A 14,859-nucleotide genomic window follows, 5' to 3' on the forward strand; every position below is an offset into this window, starting at 1 on the left:
GCAAACGCGAAGGGTAGTGGGCTATGAGTGCTATGGATCCGTCTCGAGGAGGGCCTGGTTCTCAGCCGGATTCATCTCTGGGCTCCCCGGGGCGACCGGTAACCGGTCAACCCGATGAGCGACTTGTCCCGCCCGAAGTCGCTCTGCCGCCGACTGGATCCGGTCCGGCTCCCGTCGCGCCGGCCGCGCCGGCTGCTTCGCCGCCGACTGCTGTGGTGCCGCCGACGCCGGGGCTCGACAGCCATGGGCGGGTGCGGCGCACCCGGGCCAGCGGCGCCTGGGTCGGGCTGATCACCGCGACGCTGGTCCTGATTCTGCTCGTCGTCTTCATCGCCCAGAACACCGCGAAGGTGACCGTTCACTTCCTCGGCTTTCACGGCGAGCTCTCGCTGGGGTTGATGCTGCTCATCGCGGCGCTCTGCGGCGTCGTCATCGCCGCGCTGCTGGCCACCGCCCGCATTCTGCAGTTGCGCAAGGCGCTGAAGGCCAACGGCCCCAAGAAGTAATCCTGGATTGCGGGGAGTATTTTTCCCGGAATCCGGGAAAAATACTCCCCGCAACCGACCGAAGCTCAGCGGAACGCGTCCTGCCCGGTGAGGGCCTGGCCGAGCACCAGGGTGTGCACTTCGTGCGTGCCCTCGTAGGTATAGACGGTCTCGAGATTCACCGCGTGGCGTAGCACCGGGTACTCAGTAGTGATGCCGGACCCACCGAGAATGCTCCGTGCTTCGCGGCAGATTTCGAGCGCTGCGCGAACGTTGGCGAACTTCCCGAAGCTGATCTGGGCCGGGGTGATTCGCCCGGCATCCTTCAGCTCGCCCAGTCGTCGAGCGGTGAGCTGCGCCTGATTGAGCGCGACGCCCATCTCGGCCAATTTGCGCTGGGTCAACTGGAACCCCGAGATCGGGCGTCCGAACTGGGTGCGGCTGTTGGCATAGTCGATCGTCGACTCCAGGGCATCGCGGGCCGCGCCGGTGACGCCGGAGATGATGCCGAAGCGGGCCTCCGTGAGGCAGCCGAGCGGCCCCTTGAGCCCCTTGGCCAGCGGGAGCTGCGATTCGGCCGGCAGCCGAACCTCATCGAAGGAGAGCGCGCTGGTCACCGAGGCCCGAAGCGAGATCTTGTGATGGACGTCCGTGGTCGTGTAGCCCGGCATGCCCTTCTCGACCAGGAATCCCCGGATGCCCTCGTCGGTGCGGGCCCAGACCACCGCGACGTCGGCCAACGAGCCGTTGGTGATCCACATCTTGCTGCCGTGCAGAATCCAGTCATCACCGTCTCGGGTGGCTCGGGTGGTCATCGAGCCAGGGTCGGAGCCGGAGTCGGGTTCGGTCAGTCCGAAGCAGCCGATCAGCTCACCGGCCGCCATCCCGGGCAGCCACCGCTGCTTCTGCTCCTCGCTGCCGTAGGCCCAGATCGCATACATGGCCAAGGACCCCTGGACGCTCACCAGGGAGCGCAGTCCGCTGTCCACCGCCTCTACCTCGGCGCAGACCAGCGCGTACTGACTCGCGGTCGCGCCCTGGCAGCCGTATCCCTTGAGATGCATGCCGAGCACACCGAGTTTCCCGAACTCCTGGGCCAGTTCACGGGCTGGCAGGGTGCCGTCCTCGAACCAATCGCGGATGTGCGGGCGGAGACGGTCATCGGCGAATTTCCGAACCGTGTCGCGCATCATTCGTGACTCGGAGTCGAGCTCCGAATCCAGGTCCAGCATGTCCAGTCGGCTCAGCGTGTCGCTCATCTTCGCTACGTTACCGCCGGTGTCCGTGTTACCGCCGGTGTCCTTGTTGCCGCCGGTGTCCGGGCCCGGCACCGACCCCTGCGGGCCGGCGGGAATGCGTGTGATGTATTTGAGGTTCACCCCGTGGCGTTGACCCATCTCCGAAGGAGCCTGACCGTTGTCTGCACCAGCTCGTGAATCTGGAACCTTTTCCGTCGCAGGGAAGACCGTGCACCGCCTCGGCTTCGGAGCCATGCGCATCACCGGCGCCGGAATCTGGGGCGAACCGGCCGACCGCCCGGAGGCGATCCGGGTGCTGCGTCGGGCGGTGGAGCTGGGGGTCGATTTCATCGACACCGCTGACTCCTACGGCCCGCACGTCAGCGAGGAGATCATCCGTGAGGCGCTCTTCCCCTACACCGACCAGGTGCTCGTCGCCACCAAGGCTGGACTGGTTCGCACCGGGCCCAACGAGTGGCACCCGGTCGGACGGCCGGAGTACCTGCGTCAGCAGGCCGAGCTGAGCCTGCGCCGCCTCGGCGTCGAGCGGATCGATCTCTTCCAGCTGCACCGAATCGACGCGAAGGTACCGCTGGCCGATCAGGTCGGCCTGCTGAAGGAGCTGCAGACCGAGGGGAAGATCGGCGCGATCGGTCTCTCCGAAGTGACAGTGGAGGAGATCAAGGCAGCGAGTGAGATCGTCAGGATCGACACCGTGCAGAACCTCTTCAACCTGACCTTCCGCAAATCGGAGGACGTCCTCGACTACGCGACTGAGCAGGGCATCGGCTTCATCCCGTGGTATCCGATCGCCAGTGGCAAGCTCTCCGAGCCGGGCGGGCTGGTCGACGAGATCGTCACCGCCACAGGTGCGACGCCGGCTCAGGTATCGCTGGCCTGGTTGCTCGCGCGCTCCCCGGTAATGCTGCCGATACCGGGGACATCGCAGGTCGCACACCTCGAGGAGAACGTGGCGGCGGCTCAGGTGAAACTCACCGCCGACCAGGTGCAGGCGCTGAATGAGGCTGTCGGCGAGGAGTAACTCGCCCTAGGCTGGGACTGAAGACCGTAGGACTGCCGGACAGCGCAGTGGTCACCGCGTGATGAGGGAGCGCCTATGACCGACGACTCGAACTTGGCTGATGACTCGAATTTGACCGACGACTCGAACTTCGCCGAGGGACTGCAGCGATGGCGGCACAGCTACTCCGCCGCGCCGATCGCCGACCGCGATTTCACCACCCTCTCCGGTTCGACGGTCGAGCCGCTCTACTGGCCGGCCGAGCCGGATTCGCGTTTCGCGCGGATCGGCTGGCCGGGGCAGTACCCGTTCACCCGGGGGATCCACCCCACCGGCTATCGGGGCAAGCCGTGGACCATCCGTCAATTCGCCGGCTTCGGCAGCGCGGCCCAGACCAACGAGCGCTACAAGATGATCCTGGGCGAAGGTGGCGGGGGCCTGTCGGTCGCCTTCGACATGCCGACGCTGATGGGGCGTGACTCCGACGAGGAGCGCTCGATCGGTGAAGTCGGGCACTGTGGCGTAGCCATCGACTCAGCGGCGGACATGGAGATCCTCTTCGACGGTATCGACCTGGCCACCACCACGACCTCGATGACGATCTCCGGGCCGGCGGTGGCGGTCTTCTGCATGTACGTGGTCGCCGCCGAACGGCAGGGCGTCGCGGTCGATCGCCTCAACGGCACGCTGCAGACCGACATCTTCAAGGAGTACATCGCGCAGAAGGAGTGGATCTACCCACCCGAACCGCAGTTGAAGCTCATCGGCGACCTGATGGAGTACGTGGGGGCGAAGATGCCGGCCTACAAACCGGTCTCCGTCTCCGGCTATCACATCCGTGAAGCCGGGGCCACGGCTGCTCAGGAGCTCGCCTTCACCCTCGCCGCCGGCTTCGGCTACGTGGAACTCGGGCTCTCCCGCGGGTTGGACATCGAGAAGTTCGCACCGGGGCTCTCCTTCTTCTTCGATGCGCATATCGACTTCTTCGAGGAGATCGCCAAGTTCCGGGCGGCCCGCCGGGTCTGGGCCCGCTGGCTGCGCGACGTCTACGGTGCCAAGACCGACCGGGCCCAGTGGCTGCGTTTTCATACCCAGACGGCCGGCGTCTCACTCACCGCGCAGCAGCCGGAGAACAACATCGTCCGCACCGCGGTCGAGGCGATGGCCGCGGTGCTCGGTGGCACCAACTCGCTGCACACCAACGCCCTGGACGAAGTGCTCGCGCTCCCGTCGGCCAAGGCCGCGCAGATCGCGCTGCGCACCCAGCAGGTGATCGCCGAGGAGACCGGCGTGCTGAACGTCGCCGATCCGCTCGGCGGCTCCTGGTACGTGGAGGCACTCACCGATCAGCTCGAAGCTGAGGCGGAGGCGATCTTCGCCCGAATCCGTGAGCTCGGCGGCGACTCGACGATCACCAGCGGGCTGCTGCGCGGAATCGAGAACGGCTGGTTCATCGGCGAGATCGCCGACAGCGCCTTCACCTACCAGCTGGAGCTGGAGCGCGGAGCCAAACGAGTGGTCGGCGTCAATACGCTGACCGGTGACATCGGTGAGACGCTGCCGATCATGCGCGTGTCGCACGAGGTCGAGACACAGCAACGCGACGTGCTGGCCAAACGCCGGGCCAACCGAGATGGGGCAGCGGTGGCGGCCGCTCTGCAGAGACTGCTGGACGCGGCGACGCGCGGGGAGAACCTGGTCGAGCCGATGCTCGCCGCCGTCCGGGTAGAGACCACGCTGGGCGAGCTCTGCCAGGTGCTCCGTCCACTCTGGGGGGATTACCACGAGCCGGTGCGTTTCTGAAAGACTTGCGGAATGCGTCCAGGAACACCCCGTGGTAACCGTCCCCCGCAACCGAGTCCCGCCGTCGCCGCCGCGATGGCTGGTGCCGTCGACCTGGCGGCGGTGAAGGCCCGCTCCGAGGCCGCGGCCCGGGCCGCCGAAGCGCCGCCAGTGCCGGCCGGTAGCTTCGTCAGCGACGTCGACGAGGCCTCATTCCAGGCGAAAGTTCTGGATCGCTCCTTCCAGGTGCCGGTCTTGCTGGACCTCTACTCCACTCGTAGCCAGCTCAGCGCGGAGCTCTCGCCACTGCTGATCAAGCTGGCGAACGAGGCCGGCGGAGCCTGGCTGCTCGGACGCATCGACGTCGACGTCAACCCGCGGATCGCGCAGGCTCTGCAGTTGCAGAGCGTTCCGGCGGTCTATGCCATCATCGGCGGCCAGCCCGTGCCGGGATTTGAGGGGGCGCTGCCCGAACCGCAGGTCCGGGAGTTCATCGCCGCTGTGCTGCACGCGGCCCAGGAGTCGGGGCTACCCGGAGTCGAGGTTGCGCCCGGCGGCGAGCCGGGGGAGTCCGACACCGAAGAGGCGCCCGAACCAAGCGATCCGCGCTTCGTCGTGGCGGAGGATGCCCTCAACGAGGGCGATTTCGAGCTCGCGGCGCAGAGCTACCAAGCGATTCTGGATGCCGAGCCGGCCAACTCCGAGGCGGTGTTGGCCCTGCGTCAGGTGCGACTCTTCCAGCGGCTCAGCGAGCTCGATCCGGCCCTGGTTGCGTTGGCCGACTCGGAGCCGGCCAACGTGCAGGCTGGCTTGGCCGCCGCCGATGCGGCGCTGGCCAACAATGATGTCGACGCCGCACTGGCCCGGCTGATCAGCCTGGTCAAGGCCGTCTCCGCGGAGGAGAAGGACGTGGTGCGGACCCGGCTCCTCGAGTACTTCGATCTGCTGGGCCCGGACGACCCGCGGGTTGCTCCGGCCCGCCGTGAACTGGGCCGGGCGCTCTTCTGACCGACTGGTCGGCTCGGTCAGACCAGCCGCTGAGTTAGCTCAGTCAGCTCAGTGGGTGAAGCTTCCGTAGGTGACCGCGCTGGACCAGATGCTCTGGTAACGAACGCCGGATTTCGTAGTGGCCGCCGCGTACATCATGTTCTTGCCGGCGTAGACGCCCACGTGATAAACGGACTTGCCGGAATGGAAGAAGACCAGATCACCGGCGATCGCCTTGGATTTGGGGATGCTGTGGGCCGCCTTGTACTGGGCCTGGGCAGTTCGTGGGATCGCCTTGTGAATCGCGACCTTGTACGAGTATTGCGTCAATCCGGAGCAATCAAAACCGGCCGGAGTCGTACCGCCGGTCCGGTAACGGTGCCCGACCATGGTCGCGGCGACATGGGCCACCGCGCGCGCCTTGGCCTTGGCCGCAGCGGCCGCTCTGGCGGCGGCCGCAGCCTTGGCCTTGGCTGCGGCGGCCTTGGTAGCGGCGGCCTTGGCGGCCGCTGCTTTCGACACGGCTGGCTTGACGGTGGTGGCGTTGGCCGAGGTCGTGGAGACGGCCAAGCCGATCACGGCGATCAGCACTACGGCGGCGAACCGTCTGAGGGCAACCGCGCTAAGCAGGCGGTTGATCGGAAGACGGGTGATCGGACGACGGGGGGCTCGAAACTGCTTGGTTGATCTGCTCATCGCTACCGAGCGTCGCATGATGTACTACGGCCTGCCACTCGAACACAACGCGGACTCAGTTTCCCGGACGGCTGTCCGTCCGGGAAACCGAGCTACTGCGGCGGCGTCGGCCGGCTGATCAGTTGTAGGTGTGAGGCATCAAAGCCCCGTCCGGAATGACTCCGAGACGTCCGGCCTGGTAGTCGTCGATGGCCTGCTGTAGCTCCTCGCGGGTGTTCATCACGAAGGGTCCGTACTGGGCCACCGGCTCACCGATGGGCTGACCGCCGAGGATCAGGATCTCGACCGCGGGACGGTGCGAGTCCTGCGACGTCTCGGCGCTGATGCTGATCCGGTCGCCGGCCCCGAAGACGGCGAGTTGCCCGGTGTGGATCGGACGCCGCTCCGCGCCGACGGTGGCATTCCCGGAGAGCACGTAGACCAGCGCGTTGTAGTCCGCCCGCCACGGCAGCGAGAGCGCCGCGCCCGGGGCGATGGTGGCATGAGCCAGCGTGACCGGTGTGTGCGTCGAGCCCGGGCCGGTGTTTCCGCCGATGTCGCCGGCGATGATGCGCACCAGCGAACCGCCGTCGGAGGAGGCGACGAAGGTGGACTGCTTCCCCTCCAGGTTCTGGTAGCGCGGCGGGGTGAACTTCTGCGCGGCCGGCAGGTTCACCCACAGCTGGATGCCGTGGAAGAGGCCACCGGACATGACCAGCGACTCCGGAGGGGTCTCGATGTGCAGGATTCCCGACCCGGCCGTCATCCACTGGGTGGCGCCGTTCTCGATGACGCCTCCACCACCGTGGGAGTCCTGGTGCAGGAAGGTGCCGTCGATCATGTAAGTCACCGTCTCGAACCCACGGTGCGGGTGCCACGGCGTCCCCTTGGGCTCTCCGGGCGCGTACTCCACCTCGCCCATCTGGTCCATGTGGATGAACGGGTCGAGCTCGGCCTTGGAGACCCCGGCAAACGCACGGGTGACCGGAAAGCCCTCGCCCTCGAAGCCCTTCGGTCCGGTGGTGATTCGGCGCACCGGGCGCTCTGTGTCACCGAGTCCGGGTGAACTCAAACGAGGCAGCGTCATCGTATCGACGTCTACAGCGGGCATCTCGACCTCCAGTTAGTTGCAGATACAACTACCTAACTCGTCGTGCCCGTCAATCATTCCGTGCCGTCCGCGCTGTGGGTTCGACGCAGCCAGACCGCGCCGAGCGGCGGGACGCGCAGCGTCGCCGAAGCCGGCTGACCGTGCCAGGGATCGCCCGAGGCCCGGACGCTGCCGAAGTTGCCGACCCCGGAGCCGAAGTACTGCTCGGCATCGGTATTGATGATCTCCTCCCAGACGCCGGTGGACGGTAGCCCGAGGCGGTAGTTCTCATGCGGCATGGCCGAGAAGTTGACCACGCAGGCCAGCGCCGATCCGTCCCGCGCGAAACGCAGGAAGGAGTAAACGTTCCCCTTGGCGTCGTTGGCGTCGATCCAGTGGAACCCGGCCGGCTCGGTGTCCTGCTCCCAGAGGGCGGCGGTGTCGACGTAGGCCCGATTCAGGTCGCGGACGAGGCGGGAGACGCCACGGTGGTCCGGGCCGTCGAGCAGCCACCAATCCAGCGAGCGCTCCTCCGACCACTCCGACCCCTGGGCCAGTTCCTGTCCCATGAAGAGCAACTGCTTGCCGGGGTGGGCCCACATGTAGGCGTACAGCGCGCGCAGGGTGGCCATCTGCTGCCAGCGGTCGCCCGGAATCTTGTTGACCAGCGACGACTTGCCGTGCACCACCTCGTCGTGCGACAGCGGCAGCACGAAGTTCTCCGAGTAGGCGTAGGCCATCGAGAAGGTGATCTCGTTGTGGTGCCACTGGCGATGCACCGGATCGTGCTCGATGTAGCTCAGGGTGTCGTTCATCCACCCCATGTCCCACTTGAACCCGAAGCCGAGGCCCCCCAGATGGGTGGGGCGGGTGACGCCCGGCCAGGAGGTCGACTCCTCGGCGATCATCACCACCCCCGGCACGCGCTTGTAGACCGTGCCGTTCACCTCCTGCAGGAACGACACCGCCTCCAGGTTCTCCCGGCCGCCGTAGATGTTCGGCAGCCACTCGCCCTCCTTGCGGGAGTAGTCGAGGTAGAGCATCGAGGCGACGGCATCCACCCGCAACCCGTCGATATGGAACTCCTCCAGCCAGAAGAGGGCGTTCGCCACCAGGAAGTTGCGTACCTCGTTACGGCCGAAGTTGAAGACGTAGGTCCCCCAGTCCAGTTGCTCACCGCGGCGTGGGTCGCCGTGCTCATAGAGCGGGGTTCCGTCGAAGCGGGCCAGCGCGAATTCGTCCTTCGGGAAGTGGCCCGGAACCCAATCCACGATGACGCCGATGCCGGCCTGGTGCAGCCGATCGACCAGATGCCGGAAATCGTCGGGGGAGCCGAAGCGGGAGGTCGGGGCGTAGTAGGAGCTCACCTGATAGCCCCACGAGCCGCCGAAGGGATGCTCGGCGACGGGGAGGAACTCGACGTGGGTGAAGCTGTTCTCGACCAGGTAATCGACCAGCTCGTTGGCCAACTGCTGGTAGGAGAGTCCCTTACGCCAGGAGCCGAGATGCACCTCGTAGATCGACATCGGCGCCGCGTGCCACGGCGTCGCCGCGCGCTTCTGCAACCAGGCGTCGTCGTCCCATTCGTAGCCGGAGGTGAAGACGACCGAAGCGGTCTCCGGGGGCACCTGCGCGGCGAAGGCCATCGGGTCGGCCTTCGCCCGCCAGACCCCGTCCGCGCCGAGGATCTCGAACTTGTAGCGGGTGCCGTCACCGACGCCGGGTAGGAAGATCTCCCAGACTCCGGTGGAGCCCATCGCGCGCATCGGGTACGCCCGTCCGGTCCAGTAGTCGAAGTCTCCGGTCACCCGGACGCCCTGGGCATTTGGCGCCCAGACGGCGAAGGAGGTGCCGGAGACGTCCCCGCCCGGTGTCTCGTAACTGCGCACGTGCGCGCCGAGCACCTGCCAGAGGTTCTCGTGGCGCCCCTCGGAGATGAGATGCAGATCCACCTCGCCCAGAGTCGGCAGCCAGCGGTACGGGTCATCGACCACGTTCACCTGATCGCCGTAGCTGACCTCGAGCCGGTAGTCGACTGGGGGCGTGCTGAGCAGGCCGGCGAAGACTCCGGCGTCGTGGATGCGCTCGAGTGGAGTGCGGACGCCTTCGGCGATCACGGTCACCGCGGTGGCGTGCGGGCGCAGCGTGCGGACCACCGTCGCCGACTGCTCGGTCGGGTGCGCTCCGAGGATGCTGTGCGGGTCGCCGAGGGTGCCGGCGACCAGCCGCTCCAGGACGCCGGCGTCGACGTCGAACTCAGCCCGCACGTTGATCTCCTTGTTTCCGATGACTAAGCGATCCTCACTCATGCTGGTTCTCCGCTCTTCGCGCGATCCTCACTCATGCTGCAACCAATCTGGCCAGGGAGGCTAGCGGGACAACCAGCCAGGACGGCCGATTGCGGGTCTCGTAGACCGCTTCGTACACGGCCTTGTCCGCCTCGTAGCCCCGCATCAACGTCTCCTGATCGCGCGGGTCATGCCCGGATGCCTCCGCGTACCCGTCGCAGAATGCACTGCGATTGCGCTCGGCCCACTCGACGGCCCGGTACTCCAGCTGGGCCACCTGCCCGGCATCGACGAGCTGATAACGCGCCGCATAGTCGAAGGAACGCATCATCCCCGCCATATCCCGTAGCGGTGAGTCGAAGGCCCGCCGAGCCGGTAGCGACGCCGCCGGCTCGCCCTCGAAATCAAGGACGATCCAGCGCTGCGCGGTACGCAGCGCCTGCCCCAAGTGCAGGTCGCCGTGAATGCGTTGGGTGCTCACCGCCAGGCCGTCGGCCTCGGACCCGAAGGCGTCGAACGTGGCCCGCAGCCCGTCTTCGACCTCGCCGAGCTGGGGGACGATTCGCAGCGCGGCGTCGAGTCGGTGATGCATCGACGTGGCCAACCGTCGCAGGTCGTCGGACGACATCATCGCCGTGCCGAAGGCCTCGGCGAGGTCAGCGTGGACGGCGGCGGTGGCCGCACCGAGGCGTTCGGCCTCACCGGCGAAGTCACCGCCGGCTTCGGAGGCATGCAGATCCGCCTCGGCCATCAGATCGCGCACGCTGGTCTTGGCCAGCTCCCAGCCGTCGGTCGCCGTCCGCATGAAGTCCTGCAGCATGGCCAGGCTCATCTCGTCATCGCCGACCGTGGCCGACAGACTGCCGAAGAGCGGGGCGATGTGCCGGGCGCCGAGCGCGGTGAGCGCGCGGTGCACCTCGATGTCCGGGTTGATGCCGGGCTCCAGCCGCCGGAACACTTTGAGAATGGCCGAACCACCATAGACGAGCGAGGTGTTCGACTGTTCGCTGCTCAGGGCCAGGCTCGGCTCATCCACCGGTAGGTCGTCCTCGGTGAAGCGCTCGAATCGTAGCGGTCCGCTTACCCGTGAATCGCGGATTCCCTCCAACCAGAGCCCGGTGACGTCCTTGTCGTGCAGCGCGTCGTAGACCCAACCCGCACCGCTCGAACTGTCGGAGTCGCCGGCTGCTTCGCCGATCAGCACGCCGATCAGTGCGTGCTCCAGATGGGCTGCGGCTTCCGGGTAGATGGCCAGCGGCACCTGATAGACCTCGACATCGTCGGGCTCGACCAGCAATTCGTCGCCGGATTCGCTGAGTTGCTCGGCCGCCGGATCGTGAGGGGAGTTCTGGTAGTGAGCGGTGAGCGTGTAGATCGACACCTGGACCGGCTCGTCGCTGAGGTCCGCGACGTGCTGTATCGAGAACTCAGCGGCGCGTCCCTTGCCGGCGAACCAGCGCTGCTCAGGGGCCCAATTGGCCAGCAGTAATGTCAGTTCGGTTTCGTTGACGGTCATGCTCCTGCCTCCGTCCGTGGTCCGGGCCGTCCATCGGATTCGCGGAAACGCGGAATCCGAAGCCAGTAGAAGCCATGCCCGGCCAGAGTCAGCAGATACGGCAACTCACCGATCGCCGGAAAGCGTGATCCGCCGAGAAGCTCGATTGGTTCGACACCCTGCCATTCGCGAAGGTCCAACTCAACCGGTTGGGCGAAACGTGAGAGGTTGTTCACGCTGAGCACGATGTCGTCCCCGAATTCACGGACGAAACTCAGCACACTCGGATTACTACCCCCGAGATCGGTGAACGTACCCAGGCCGAAGGCGGGGTTCGCCTTGCGGACGCTGATCATCCGACGCGTCCAGTGCAGCAGCGACGAGGTGTTGCGGGTGTGCGACTCGACGTTGGTCACCTGATACCCGTAGATCGAGTCCATGTTGGCCGGCAGGTACAGCCGTCCCGGATCGCAGGTGGAGAAGCCGGCATTGCGGTCGGGAGTCCACTGCATCGGTGTGCGTACCCCGTCGCGGTCGCCGAGCCAGATGTTGTCACCCATTCCGATCTCGTCGCCGTAGTAGAGCACGGGGGATCCGGGTAGGGCCAACAACAGGGCGTTGAAGAGTTCGATCTGGTTGATGTCGTTCTCCAGCAACGGGGCGAGTCGCCGGCGAATGCCGATGTTGGCCTTCATCCGCGGGTCCTTCGCGTACTCGGCCCACATGTAGTCACGCTCTTCGTCCGACACCATCTCCAGCGTCAGTTCGTCGTGATTACGCAGGAAGATGCCCCATTGGCAATTGGCCGGAATCGCCGGCGTCTGCGCCATGATCTCACTGATCGGGTACCGCTGCTCGCGGCGAACGGCCATGAAAATGCGGGGCATCACCGGAAAGTGGAAGGCCATATGGCACTCGTCGCCACCGGTCGCCGGGTCACCGAAGTACTCCACCACGTCGGCCGGCCACTGGTTGGCCTCACAGAGCATGACCCGGTCCGGGTAGTCCCGGTCGATCTCCTTGCGCAGTCGTTTGAGGAACTCGTGCGTCTCCGGCAGGTTCTCGCCGTTGGTGCCGTCTCGGACGAAAAGATAAGGCACCGCGTCCAAACGGAACCCGTCGATCCCGAGATCCAGCCAGAATCGCAGCGCGTCGATCACCGCCTGCTGGACATTGGGCGAGTCGAAGTTGAGATCGGGCTGGTGGCTGAAGAACCGGTGCCAGAAGTACTGGCGGCGGACCGGGTCGAAGGTCCAGTTCGACGGCTCGGTGTCGACGAAGATGATGCGCGCGTCGGAGTACCGAGTGTCGTCGTCCTCCCATACGTAGAAGTCGCCGTAGGGTCCGGTCGGATCGTTGCGAGAGGCCTGGAACCACGGGTGCTGGTCGGACGTGTGATTCATGACGAAGTCGATGATCACCCGGATCCCCCGGGCGTGGGCCTGGGCCAGCAGGTCGGTGAAATCGTCGATGGTGCCGAACTCGGGCAGCACACCGGTGTAGTCGCTGATGTCGTAGCCGCCGTCGCGTAGCGGTGAGGGGTAGAACGGCGGTAGCCAGAGGCAATCGATACCGAGCCACTGCAGGTAGTCGAGTTTCTCGGCCAGGCCACGCAGATCGCCGGTGCCATCGCCGTTGGAGTCGCTGAAACCGCGAACCAGAACCTCGTAGAAGACTGCGCGTTTGAACCAATCCGGATCTGAGCTGAAGTTCGCGGCCGCGTCGGTGACGGGCTCCAGTTCGCTTCGGTCAGAGTTCACGCAATCAGCCCCACGGTTTCGGTCGGATGTGCAGGATGTGAGCAGGTGGAGTGGTCGGATCGTGCGGATCGAGTCGTACGAAGTTGTTCTGACCCCAGTCGTAGGTCTTGCCGGTCAGCAGGTCATGGGCATCGAAACGGTCGTGCCAGTCATACCCCAGCGCGGGCATGTCCAACCAGGTCCACGATTCGCGGACGTTATATGGGTCGGTGCTGCAGACGACCAGAATCGTGTCCTCGCCGGAGGTCTTGCTGAAGGCCAGCATCGCGTCGTTCTCCACCGGGTGGAACTTCAGGTTTCGCAGCCAGTGCAGCGATTCATGTTCGCGCCGGATGCTGTTGAGCTGGCGCAGCAGCGGCGCCAACGAACGGCCGTCGGCCTCGGCCGAGGCGAAGTCGCGTGGGCGGAGTTGATACTTCTCACTGTCCAGATACTCCTCGGAGCCGGCCCGCACCGGTAGTCGCTCGAAGAGTTCGTAGCCGGAGTAGACACCCCAGGTGGGCGAGAGCGTGGCGGCCAGAATGGCCCGGATCTTGAAGCCCGAGGGGCCGCTGTGCTGCAGGTACTCCGGGAGGATGTCCGGGGTGTTGACGAAGAAGTTGGGGCGCATGTAATCGGCCGCCTCGACCAGTTCCTCGGCGTAGGTGCGTAGCTCGTAGTTGGTGTTGCGCCAGGTGTAGTAGGTGTAGCTCTGGGTGAAGCCGACCCGGGCCAGCTCATGCATCATGGCCGGTGTGGTGAAGGCCTCGGCCAGGAAGAGCACATCCGGGTGGTCCTTCTTTACCGTGCTGATGAGCCACTGCCAGAAGTTGATCGGCTTGGTGTGCGGGTTGTCGACGCGGAAGATGCGTACGCCGGCGTCGATCCAGACCTGCAGCACCCGCCGGCACTCGGCGTAGAGCCCCTTCGGGTCGTTGTCGAAGTTGAGCGGGTAGATATCCTGATATTTCTTAGGGGGATTCTCGGCGTAGGCGATACTGCCGTCCGGCTTGGTGGTGAACCACTCCGGGTGTGACTTGACCCAGGGATGGTCCGGCGCGCACTGCAGGGCATAGTCCAGCGCCACCTCCAGCTTCAGCTTCCTGGCCCGGGCGACGAACGCCTTGAAATCGGCCATGGTGCCCAGTGTCGGGTGAATTGCGTCATGGCCACCGTCGAGCGAACCGATGGCCCACGGGCTGCCGACATCCCAGGTTGCCGCCACCAGGGTGTTGTTCGGCCCCTTGCGATTGACCTCGCCGATCGGGTGGATCGGCGGCAGGTAGACGACATCGAAACCGAGCCCGGCCACGTAGTCCAGGTGCTTGGTTGCGGTTGCGAACGTGCCGTGCTTGACCGGCTTGGTGTGGCCGTCCTCATCGGTGGCCAACTCGGCCCCGATCGAGCGAGGGAAGAACTCATACCAACTTCCGTTCAACGCCCGGGTTCGATCGACCCAGACGCTGTGCCGGGGCGACTTCGTGACCAGCTCGCGAATCGGGTGGGCGTGCAGCAGTTCTTGCAGTTGCACGTCCAGGGCCGGTCCGGCCCGATGGGCCAGATTGAGGTTGGAGTCGGTGAGGGCTGCGGCCGCCGCCAGTAGCGGGGCGCGCCGCGGCTTCGGGATGCTTCGAGCCACCCGTTCCAGCAGCATCGCGCCGGTCGCGAGATCGTTCTCCAAGTCTTCGACCCCCTGCCCGGCCTCCAACTTCACCGTCAGGGCGTGGTGCCAGGTCGTCAGCGGGTCGCTCCAGGCCTCGACGACAAACGTCCACAGGCCCGGTTCGTCAAAGGTGACGGTGGCCGCCCACCGGTCGGTGCCGGGTTCGGCCGTGCGTAGCAGGCGGGTGCTGACGGCCTTGCCGACTCCCGGCGGCTTGAGCACCACGTTGGCGGCGGCTGCGTCATGCCCCTCCCGGAACACGATCGCCGAGACTTCGACGGCTTCGCCGACGACAGCTCGGGCCGGGTATTCACCGCTGGCGACGACGGGGCGTACTGAGTTGAGTCCTATGCGTCCAGCCACAGTTCCCACCGTACTCAACGCGACGCACTTAGC

The 14,859-nt window shown here is 66.0% G+C and carries 11 protein-coding genes; 4 read left to right on the top strand and 7 right to left on the bottom strand.

The window, feature by feature from the left end; genetic code table 11:
* Positions 1-215 precede the first annotated feature (215 nt).
* A complete protein-coding gene (locus CPH63_RS22305) occupies positions 216-506 on the top strand; it encodes a lipopolysaccharide assembly LapA domain-containing protein (RefSeq protein WP_157749520.1) in 291 nt (96 codons plus the stop codon).
* A 65-nt stretch (positions 507-571) separates the two neighbouring features.
* Here the strand turns inward: CPH63_RS22305 and CPH63_RS13055 are convergent, their stop codons facing one another.
* Positions 572-1,732, bottom strand: a complete 1,161-nt coding sequence (locus CPH63_RS13055; protein ID WP_172892307.1) for an acyl-CoA dehydrogenase family protein — start codon at positions 1,730-1,732, stop codon at positions 572-574.
* 169 nt (positions 1,733-1,901) lie between these two features.
* Here CPH63_RS13055 and CPH63_RS13060 point away from each other — a divergent pair, with 169 nt between their 5' ends.
* From CPH63_RS13060 to CPH63_RS13070, 3 genes are all read left to right on the top strand, one after another.
* Positions 1,902-2,765: an aldo/keto reductase gene (locus CPH63_RS13060; RefSeq protein WP_206745546.1), complete on the top strand. Its 864-nt coding sequence runs from the start codon at positions 1,902-1,904 to the stop codon at positions 2,763-2,765.
* A gap of 75 nt (positions 2,766-2,840) precedes the next feature.
* Positions 2,841-4,547 carry a methylmalonyl-CoA mutase gene (locus CPH63_RS13065; RefSeq protein ID WP_096303346.1) on the top strand — a complete coding sequence of 569 codons (1,707 nt, stop codon included), beginning with the start codon at positions 2,841-2,843 and terminating at the stop codon, positions 4,545-4,547.
* A gap of 12 nt (positions 4,548-4,559) precedes the next feature.
* Positions 4,560-5,534 (top strand): tetratricopeptide repeat protein, encoded by a 975-nt coding sequence (locus CPH63_RS13070; RefSeq protein WP_197704343.1) that lies wholly within the window; start codon positions 4,560-4,562, stop codon positions 5,532-5,534.
* A 48-nt stretch (positions 5,535-5,582) separates the two neighbouring features.
* On the opposite strand, the gene CPH63_RS23510 is transcribed toward CPH63_RS13070, so the two are convergent.
* The 6 genes from CPH63_RS23510 to CPH63_RS13100 form a co-directional block, all read right to left on the bottom strand.
* Positions 5,583-6,209, bottom strand: coding sequence for a C40 family peptidase (locus CPH63_RS23510; RefSeq protein ID WP_096303348.1), 627 nt, complete (start codon positions 6,207-6,209; stop codon positions 5,583-5,585).
* Positions 6,210-6,327: 118 nt separating this feature from the next.
* The gene (locus CPH63_RS13080; RefSeq protein ID WP_096303349.1) at positions 6,328-7,299 is read right to left on the bottom strand and encodes a pirin family protein; all 972 of its coding nucleotides are present in this window, start codon (positions 7,297-7,299) and stop codon (positions 6,328-6,330) included.
* A 53-nt stretch (positions 7,300-7,352) separates the two neighbouring features.
* On the bottom strand, positions 7,353-9,587 hold the full coding sequence (gene glgB / locus CPH63_RS13085; protein ID WP_096303350.1) for a 1,4-alpha-glucan branching protein GlgB: 2,235 nt from the start codon (positions 9,585-9,587) through the stop codon (positions 7,353-7,355).
* 31 nt (positions 9,588-9,618) lie between these two features.
* Positions 9,619-11,082: a hypothetical protein gene (locus CPH63_RS13090; RefSeq protein ID WP_096303351.1), complete on the bottom strand. Its 1,464-nt coding sequence runs from the start codon at positions 11,080-11,082 to the stop codon at positions 9,619-9,621.
* The gene (treS, locus tag CPH63_RS13095) at positions 11,079-12,821 is read right to left on the bottom strand and encodes a maltose alpha-D-glucosyltransferase (RefSeq protein ID WP_197704345.1); all 1,743 of its coding nucleotides are present in this window, start codon (positions 12,819-12,821) and stop codon (positions 11,079-11,081) included. The genes CPH63_RS13090 and treS overlap by 4 nt, the downstream gene beginning before the upstream one ends.
* A gap of 4 nt (positions 12,822-12,825) precedes the next feature.
* Complete coding sequence (locus tag CPH63_RS13100; RefSeq protein WP_096303352.1) at positions 12,826-14,826, bottom strand: alpha-1,4-glucan--maltose-1-phosphate maltosyltransferase; 2,001 nt, start codon at positions 14,824-14,826, stop codon at positions 12,826-12,828.
* Positions 14,827-14,859 lie beyond the last annotated feature (33 nt).

Origin of the sequence: Jatrophihabitans sp. GAS493 (genome assembly GCF_900230215.1) — a bacterium.
GTDB lineage: Bacteria > Actinomycetota > Actinomycetes > Mycobacteriales > Jatrophihabitantaceae > MT45.